Genomic DNA, 6,366 nt, shown 5'->3' with positions numbered 1-6,366 from the left:
CGGCCGCGCTCAGCGGGCCGCGGGGCTCGGCGCCCCACGGCGGGCGGGTGGGGGTGGCCGGGTTCACGGGCGCTCCTTGGGGCGGTGGCTGGTGTCGCACCACGGGTAGGTGCGGCTGCGGCGGCAGGTGCACACCGCGACCATGAAGCGGTCGCTGCGCTGCACGGTGCCGTCGGGGGCGACGATCTCGACCGGTCCCTCGACGAGGACGGGGCCGGGTTCCTTGGGGTCGACCATGACCCGCCGGGCGGGCCGGCGGGGGTCAGGGCTGTTCGGCACGGATCACCACCAGCTTCTCTCGGTTCGTGGTCGGGGTCACCAGGCCCTGCTGGACCAGCCAGTCGCGCCGGGAGGTGAGCACCGGTCCCCAGGGCAGGTCCGCGCGTCGTACGACGCGGGCGCGCAGGCCCTGGTCCCGCAGCCGGGCCACGGTGGTCGCGGCGCCGCACAGCTCGGAGTGGACCAGCAGCATGACCCCGCCGGTGCGCAGCAGCCCGGCCGCGCGGCGGCACAGCCGGTCGAGGACCGAGCGGCCGTCGGGTCCGGCGTCCCAGGCGAGGGCCGCGCCCCTGCCCCGTGGGTGCGGGGCGGGCACGTACGGCGGGTTGCTGATGACCAGGTCGAAGCGGCGGCCGGGGGTACAGGTGCCGGCATCGCCACGTTCCAGGCGCAGCGGCAACCGGCTGCGCCAGGCGTTGATCCGGGCGGTGAGCAGGGCCTGCCGGGAGACGTCCACCGCGGTGACGGCCGCGCCACGGCGCGCCGCCAGCAGGGCCAGGGCCCCGCTTCCGGTGCCGACCTCGAGCACGTCGCAGCCCGGTGCGATCGGCTCGTCGGCGAGGGCGTCGGCGAGCAGCCGGGTGTCGGCCCGCGGCCGGTAGACCCCCGGCAGCAGAGCGAGAGTCTTCATGTGCCAGCGGGTGCCCAGCCGGGGCCGGGCCATGCACAAGATCCGGACTTCGCTGCTCCGGATCCTCGTTTTTCCCATGGTCCGCCCAGCTCCTCGCGACCTGCGCCGACGGCCTCGGCCCGGCGCTCGCGCCGCTGCTCGCCGACGCCTTCCACCGGTCCTGGGTGGACGCCGACGCCCTGCGCACGCCGGCCGAGGCCCTCGCCGAGCTCCCGTGCGACCCGGCCTTCCGCACCCTCCTCGACCGGATCGACGACCGGGTGGTCCGGCCCCTCCTGAAGGCCGCGGCCCACCGGTACCCGGTGCGCGCCCTGCGCCTGCTCGCCCCGGTCATCCGGAGCTGGCCCGGCGAGGGCGCCCACCAGCGGGCCGTGGACGGCCTGGACGTGCTCGGCGCGATCGGCACCGACACCGCGCTGCTGAGCCTGCACGGCATCGCGCAGCGGGCGAGGTTCAAGGCCCTCAAGGCCCGGGCGGGCGAGCGGATCGCGGAGGTGGCCGCGGGGCTCGGTCTGACCGCGGAGCAGCTTGCGGACCGGCTGGTGCCCGACCTCGGGCTCGACGCGCACGGCACCACGACCGTCGACTACGGCGGCCGCCGTTTCACCGTCGGCTTCGACGAGCAGCTCACGCCGTACGTGGCCGACGCCACCGGCCGGCGGCTCAGGGACTGCCCAAGCCGGGTGCGCAGGACCACCCGGAGCTCGCCCCGGCCGAGCGCAGGCGGTTCGCCGCCCTGAAGAAGGACGTCCGTGCGGTCGCCGCCGACCTGGTACGCCGTCCGGAGTCGGCCATGGTGGACGGCCGCACCTGGTCGACCGAGGAGTTCCGGACGCTGTTCGCCGAGCACCCGCTGGTGCGGCACCTGGCCCGGCGTCCGGTGTGGCGGGCCGCCGACGGCGACACGGCCGTCGCGTTCCGGATCGCCGCGGACGGCCGTCCCGCCGACGCCGAGGACCGGCCCGTCGCGCTCGGCGCCGACGCGGTCGTCAGCCTGCCACATCCGCTGCGCCTGGGCGCGCCGGCGAGCCCGGCGGTGACCGTCCGCTGACGTTCGGCGGCCTCGACCCGGTGATCGCCTCCGAAGTGCTGGCCGACCTGGCGGAGTTGACGGCCTGACCGGAGTACACCCGTGGGGGCAGGGCCTCGTACACCCAGGGGGGACCGGTGGATCGGCCCGCGGGTGGCCGCGCCGGAAGGGGGTGCTTCCCTAGCCTGGGATCCGTCGGATGGATCGGGGGATCACCATGCACGCTGCTGCCGGCCGGCGCCGCACGAGGCGCAACGGATACGTCCTGGGGGCGGTCGCCGCCGCCGCTCTGCTCGCGTCGACGGGGTACGACGCCGGTTCGGACGGGCGGGCGAAGGACCGCGGGCCCTCCGCCGGGCCGAGCCCGGCGGGCGCACCGAGCCCGACGGACGCGCCGAGCGCATCGGCCGCACCGAGCCCGCCGGGCAAGCCCGGTGCGCCGAGCCCGACGGGTGCGACGAGCTCGGCGCGGCCGACGGGATCGGCCCCGGCGCAGCCCGGTGGCACGGGCGGGGGTGCCGTCGACGCCTGCGCGGAGTCCGACCTGTCGTTCTCCGTCACCAACGAGGACGCGGCCGGTGAGCCCGTCCGGCACCTGCTGCTCACCGTCACCAACCGCAGCGGGAGGACGTGCACCGTCCACCGGTACCCGTCCGTGCTCGTCGGGGCCAACGCCCAGGGCCCGGTCCCCGTCATCAAGGACAGCGACCCGAAGGCGCTCGCGAGCCTCGCCCCGGGCAAGCAGGCGCACGCCGCGCTGCTCGTCAAGGGCGGCCGGATGGACGAGTACGCGGCGCACGAGCTCGTCGTCAGGCTCCAGGGCCCCCGGGCCGGCGGTCCCCCCGGCAAGGCGGTGACCGTCGCCCTGCCGCGTGGCGTCGACAAGGTGTGGGGCGACGACGGCGGCCGCGTCACCTACTGGACCACGGCCTCCGGTTACGCCCTGGACTTCATCATGTCGCTCTGACCCGGCGTCAGCGGAGCGCGGCCTCGCCCGTGCGGACGGCGCGCAGGGCGCGCGCGACCGTCTCCTGGTTCTCGCCGACCGGAGCCACGTAGTCGAGGACGCCGCGCGCGGCGTCCTCGCCGAGGGTCCGGGTGATGACCCAGGTGGCGAGGTACTGGGAGGCGAGGCAGCCGCCGGCCGTGGCGACGTTGCCCTCGGCGTGGAACGGCACGTCCAGCACGGTGACCCCGCACGCCTCGACGTAGGGCCTGCTCGTGTTGTCGGTGCACGCCGGTACGCCGTCCAGCAGGCCGAGCCGGGCCAGGACCAGGGCGCCGGAGCACTGGGCGCCGACGAGCTGCCGTGCGGGGTCCAGCGGGAGGCGGGAGATCAGCCGGTCGTCGGCGACCACCTCGCGGGTCTTCACCCCGCTGCCGATCAGGACGACGTCGGCCTCGGCCAGGAACTCCATCGGCCGCTGCCCGGTCACCTCGACGCCGTTCATCGAGGTGACCACCGGGGTCGGCGTCGTCACGAAGGCCTCCAGGCCGTCCTTGCGGCACCGGTTGATCAGTGCGGACGCGATGAAGCTGTCGAGCTCGTTGAATCCGTCGAAGGTGACCACGGCGACCTGCATCCCGGCTCCCATTCCCACTCCCCTTGTCCGTACGTCCGCACGTCCGTACCTCCGTACGTCCGTTCGCCCAACCTAGCGCTTCAGGACCGCCCGGCGGTCGGCCGCGTCGAAGCGGGCCAGTGCGAGCGCGCCGGGGCGCAACGCCCGCTCCAGGGCCCGGGCGAGGCCGTCGTCCAGGCCGCCGACGGACTCGGCGGTCTCCTCGACGGCGTCCCGGGCGATCTCGGCGGCCACCTCGTCGGGCGGTGTCCGCGGCCCCAGCTTGCTGACGGCGGCCGCCGCCCGCGCGGGGGTGAGCAGCGAGGTGACCTGGCCGAGGAGCCAGCCGGGCACGCCGGCCGCGCCGTCGGCGGGCACCTGGTACGGGCGGGCGCCGGCACAGCGCTCGTCCTCGGCGAAGGCCGGGTGCTTGACCTTGGCCACCGGGCGCACGGCGGCATCGGGGCCGGGGCCGTCGGTGGTCCACCAGTCGTCGGCGGGTTTGACGACGAAGCCCTCCGCCAGGTTGCCCGGGAGGTCGGGCAGGCCCAGCAGGGCCGGGACCCGGGTCGGGAACACCGGCGTACGGTCGTGGGCCCGGGCGAGCGTCCCCTGCGCGAGGAGGGGTGCGGTGTGCAGACCGGCGTGTGCCGTCGCCGACCGCAGTGCCTGGTGGCCGACCCAGCAGAGGCCGTCGCCGGTGCGTACGGTGGCGTCGAACGGCAGCCAGAGGAGCCCGGGCGCGTACCAGACGCCGGTCTGCACCGGTTCCGCGTCCGGTGCGGGCGGCACGTCGGGGTGCGGGTAGCGCCCGCCCGCGAGTTCGCCGTAGACGGTGACCGGCGCCGTGGCGTCCACGCCGTAGTGGCGGCGCAGGGCGGCCGCACAGCGCTCGGCGGCGACCGCCAGGGCGGGCCAGATGCGCCCCACGCCGAAGAACGCGTCGAGCCCGGTCGCGTCGAGCAGCGCGCGGCGCTTGGCGGGCCGGGTTCCGTCGCGGCCGCTGACCACGGCGAAGTTGGCCCCGTGGACCTTTTCCAGCGCCACCCAGGTACGGGTCGCCCGTGCCTCGCCCAGCCGGACCCGGGACGGGATCTTGGGGTACGGCGACCAAGGGGTGGCCGAGGACGTCGTGTCGGCCATCGGTTCCTCCTCGGACGGGCTGATCGGGGGTGAAGGGCCGATCGTAGGCGAGGGCGACGCCGCACGGCCCGTGGATTTCCCGGTGCTCCGCCGGCCCCGCCCGCCGGCCCGTGCCGGGCCGTGCCTAGGGTGGTGCGGACAGTTCGTGCCACGAGTGCCCGCCCCCCAGCCCCAGGAGCCTTCCATGACGCGCTCGCTCGACGGTCTCGTCTTCGTCCCCGTGGCCGACCAGGCGCCCGGCCAGGTCGGGCGCCGGACCCGGTTCGAGTACCACGAGGAGGAGGACCGGATCTGGGCCGAGTACCGCGGTGGGGACGTGGTGCGGGGGTATCTGGTCGGCACCCGGGAGGGCGACACCGTCGACTTCCGCTACGTCCAGCTCCGCACCGACGGCACCACCGCCTCCGGGCACTGCACCTCGCTGGTGACCGAACTGCCCGACGGGCGGCTGCGCCTGGAGGAGTCCTGGACGTGGGAGTCCCGGGAGGGCAGCGGGACCAGCGTCGTCGAGCAGACGCCGGCCTGATCCCGCCGCCCGCCCGCTCAGACGCCCGGGATCTGGCGTGCCGCGAAGGCCGCGCGGACCTGCTGCGCCGCTGCCGCGCCGTACATCCGTTCGGCGGTCGCGATCGTCGTCCGGGCCGCGTCCGCGAAGCTGGTGCCGGGAGCGAAGCCGAACTGGGCGTTGACGATGATCCGGTCGGCGGTACGGGCCCCGAGGGCCCCGCGGATGTCGAAGAGGGCGCGGGACCAGATCTCACCGTCCGCGTGCACCTCGCCGACCCGGTCGGCGTAGACCTTGGACCCGTCGATGCGGCGCAGGCAGTGCGGGGCGGTGGCGGTGTAGCCCGTGGAGTCCCAGTCGCCCACGCAGCCGACGTCGGTCCGGCGGGGCCAGCCGTAGCGGGCGTCGGCGTGCTCGCCGACCGCGACGGCCAGGTAGTCGCCGAAGGCCTCGCCGATCGCCCCGGCCTCCGGCGAGGTGCCGAACCCGGGCACCTGGGCCTCGTGCACGGCGTGGCCGTACTCGTGGACGACCACCTCGGCGTCCTCCGCGTCGTCGACCCCGCCCTTGCCGAAGCGGATCTCGTCCTTCTTGTCGGTGAAGAAGGAGTTGTCGGCGCCCCACTGGTTGATGCGGACGGGCTGGACGCGGTCGTTGGCGCCGGGCAGTTCGGTGCCGAAGCCCAGGGACTGGAGGTACTCCTGCGCCTCGTTGACCCAGAAGTAGGCCATGACCTGCTCGAACCGGTCGTCGTGCCGCGTGTAGCCGGCCGCCTCGGCGACCTTGGCCGACGGGCCGGTGTCGGAGCGTACGGAGGCCCAGCGGCCCTGCAGGCCGCCGCCGGCGTCCAGGTTGCGCAGCGCGGCCAGGGCGTACGCGGCGGCCGGGACGGCGGAGTCGGCGTCCTTGCCGTCGGTGAGGCTCTGGTCCCCCGTGGCCTGTACGGGGTTGACCATGAAGATCCGGCCCTGGGGCGGCGTGACGCCGGCCCCCGGCGCCGTGGCCGACGGCTGTTCCGGTGCCGCGGACTGGGCCGTGGCCGGACCGGCGAGCGAGAAGAGCGCCACGGTGGCGGTGGCCGCGGCGAGCATGCCGCGGGGTGTGCGGCGAGCCATAGACATCCTCCGGGATGGGGAAGCGGTGCGGGGAGAGGGGGAACGCGGGGTGGAGCGGCGTGATCCTCGCCCACCCGGCCCCGGTTTGAACAGCCCCTGAC

General features: G+C 75.5%; 9 protein-coding genes. 4 read left to right on the top strand and 5 right to left on the bottom strand.

What is annotated here, in order from left to right; all coding sequences use genetic code 11:
* Nucleotides 1-63: 63 nt before the first annotated feature.
* Both EF918_RS30990 and EF918_RS30985 read right to left on the bottom strand, forming a co-directional pair.
* Nucleotides 64-237 carry a CDGSH iron-sulfur domain-containing protein gene (locus tag EF918_RS30990; protein WP_125652248.1) on the bottom strand — a complete coding sequence of 58 codons (174 nt, stop codon included), beginning with the start codon at nucleotides 235-237 and terminating at the stop codon, nucleotides 64-66.
* Between the two features lie 25 nt (nucleotides 238-262).
* Nucleotides 263-910: a HemK2/MTQ2 family protein methyltransferase gene (locus EF918_RS30985; protein ID WP_125652246.1), complete on the bottom strand. Its 648-nt coding sequence runs from the start codon at nucleotides 908-910 to the stop codon at nucleotides 263-265.
* 164 nt (nucleotides 911-1,074) lie between these two features.
* Between EF918_RS30985 and EF918_RS38705 the strand changes: the two genes are divergently transcribed.
* From EF918_RS38705 to EF918_RS39220, 3 genes are all read left to right on the top strand, one after another.
* Nucleotides 1,075-1,650, top strand: a complete 576-nt coding sequence (locus EF918_RS38705; protein WP_260610821.1) for a hypothetical protein — start codon at nucleotides 1,075-1,077, stop codon at nucleotides 1,648-1,650.
* Entirely contained in the window at nucleotides 1,581-1,961 is a 381-nt protein-coding gene (locus EF918_RS38700; protein WP_260610822.1) for a DUF4132 domain-containing protein, read from the top strand. Before EF918_RS38705 ends, EF918_RS38700 begins: the two co-directional genes overlap by 70 nt.
* 196 nt (nucleotides 1,962-2,157) lie before the next feature.
* On the top strand, nucleotides 2,158-2,907 hold the full coding sequence (locus EF918_RS39220) for a DUF4232 domain-containing protein (RefSeq protein ID WP_148141290.1): 750 nt from the start codon (nucleotides 2,158-2,160) through the stop codon (nucleotides 2,905-2,907).
* A gap of 7 nt (nucleotides 2,908-2,914) precedes the next feature.
* Here the strand turns inward: EF918_RS39220 and EF918_RS30970 are convergent, their stop codons facing one another.
* The gene (locus EF918_RS30970) at nucleotides 2,915-3,523 is read right to left on the bottom strand and encodes a DJ-1/PfpI family protein (RefSeq protein WP_125652247.1); all 609 of its coding nucleotides are present in this window, start codon (nucleotides 3,521-3,523) and stop codon (nucleotides 2,915-2,917) included.
* 72 nt (nucleotides 3,524-3,595) lie between these two features.
* Nucleotides 3,596-4,645: an RNA ligase family protein gene (locus EF918_RS30965; protein ID WP_185921997.1), complete on the bottom strand. Its 1,050-nt coding sequence runs from the start codon at nucleotides 4,643-4,645 to the stop codon at nucleotides 3,596-3,598.
* A gap of 184 nt (nucleotides 4,646-4,829) precedes the next feature.
* Between EF918_RS30965 and EF918_RS30960 the strand changes: the two genes are divergently transcribed.
* Nucleotides 4,830-5,171, top strand: coding sequence for a hypothetical protein (locus tag EF918_RS30960; RefSeq protein WP_125652243.1), 342 nt, complete (start codon nucleotides 4,830-4,832; stop codon nucleotides 5,169-5,171).
* Between the two features lie 17 nt (nucleotides 5,172-5,188).
* Here EF918_RS30960 and EF918_RS30955 read toward each other — a convergent pair whose 3' ends face one another.
* Nucleotides 5,189-6,265 carry a M4 family metallopeptidase gene (locus EF918_RS30955; RefSeq protein WP_185921996.1) on the bottom strand — a complete coding sequence of 359 codons (1,077 nt, stop codon included), beginning with the start codon at nucleotides 6,263-6,265 and terminating at the stop codon, nucleotides 5,189-5,191.
* Nucleotides 6,266-6,366: the final 101 nt, after the last annotated feature.

The organism is Streptomyces sp. WAC06614, assembly GCF_003949795.1.
Classification (GTDB): Bacteria; Actinomycetota; Actinomycetes; order Streptomycetales; family Streptomycetaceae; genus Streptomyces.
The sequence above is the reverse complement of the archived record's forward strand: the minus strand, read 5'-3'. Positions and strand labels throughout refer to the sequence as shown.